The sequence below is a fragment of the Psychrobacter sp. W2-37-MNA-CIBAN-0211 genome (assembly GCF_040309405.1).
Taxonomy (GTDB): domain Bacteria; phylum Pseudomonadota; class Gammaproteobacteria; order Pseudomonadales; family Moraxellaceae; genus Psychrobacter; species Psychrobacter glaciei.
In genome coordinates this window covers 1-554 of sequence record NZ_JBEOOU010000040.1, presented here as the reverse complement: position 1 = coordinate 554, position 554 = coordinate 1, and the positions used below count along the sequence as shown (strand labels likewise).

1 protein-coding gene is annotated in these 554 nt (G+C 53.8%); it reads left to right on the top strand.

Annotated elements, in window-relative coordinates; genetic code table 11:
* On the top strand, positions 1 to 554 hold a 554-nt coding region (locus AAEY72_RS14180; RefSeq protein WP_352311139.1), incomplete at both ends, for an Ig-like domain-containing protein.

The following is a 554-nucleotide window of genomic DNA, read 5'->3' as shown; positions in this document are numbered from 1 at the left end:
GACTTAGATGGCGATACGTTAAGCATTAGCAGCATCAATGGTGTGACACTACTGGGCGGCGCCCAAAGCATCACCGTGCCAAACGGCGTGGTGACTATTGATGCCAATGATGTCATTACCTTTAACCCTGCTACCAACTTTAATGGCAGCACCAGCTTTGACTACACCATCAGCGATGGCAACGGCGGCACGGCCACGGCAACAGAGACGATCACCGTCACGCCTGTGAACGATGCCCCAGTGGCTGTGAATGACACCTACACCGTGGTCGAAGACGGCAGCGTAGTACTCAACCCATTAAATGGCGACAGCGACTTAGATGGCGATACGTTAAGCATTAGCAGCATCAATGGTGTGACACTACTGGGCGGCGCCCAAAGCATCACCGTGCCAAACGGCGTGGTGACTATTGATGCCAATGATGTCATTACCTTTAACCCTGCTACCAACTTTAATGGCAGCACCAGCTTTGACTACACCATCAGCGATGGCAACGGCGGCACGGCCACGGCAACAGAGACGATCACCGTCACGCCTGTGAACGATGCCCCAGT